The sequence below is a fragment of the Okeania sp. SIO3I5 genome, from assembly GCF_010672085.1.
Classification (GTDB): Bacteria; Cyanobacteriota; Cyanobacteriia; order Cyanobacteriales; family Microcoleaceae; genus Trichodesmium.
In genome coordinates this window covers 6,774-7,475 of the sequence record NZ_JAAHHT010000310.1, presented here as the reverse complement: position 1 = coordinate 7,475, position 702 = coordinate 6,774, and positions in this window count along the sequence as shown.

The window sequence follows — 702 nt, the reverse complement described above, 5'->3', positions numbered from 1 at the left end:
AAAAGCTTGGATTTTTCCAAGACCTAAAAAGGCTAAAAGTTTTACCTGAAAATAATTTTATATTTAATCAGCAAACCCTAATTACCTCTGCCTAAAAGGGATGAGGATTGACCAAGAACGAAAACATTTATTCTCTTGGTTGATTGGATATGGTATGGATAATGGATAATGGATAATTAGGGTTTGCTGAAAAAGTCTTGTGGTAGAGGTACGATTCAGGAGTCAGGAGTGAGGAGTCAGAATCAATGGAAATTTAGAGGAGGTAGGAATAGGAATTGTTCCTCAATTTTTCTGTTTTTGTCTGCCCAAAATACGCTCATTTTTGAACCTAAAAGACCGAAAAGCTTGGATTTTTCCAAGACCTAAAAAGGCTAAAAGTTTTACCTGAAAATAATTTTATATTTAATCAGCAAACCCTAATTACCTCTGCCTAAAAGGGATGAGGATTGACCAAGAACGAAAACATTTATTCTCTTGGTTGATTGGATATGGTATGGATAATGGATAATTGATAATGGATAATTGATAATTAGGGTTTGCTGAAAAAATCTTTTGCTAGAGGTAGGAGTCAGGAGTCAGAATCAATGGAAATTTAGAGGAGGTAGGAATAAGAATTGTTCTTCAATTTTTCTGTTTTTGTCTGCCCAAAATACGCTCATTTTTGAACCTAAAAGACCTAAAAGCTTGGATTTCTCCAAGACC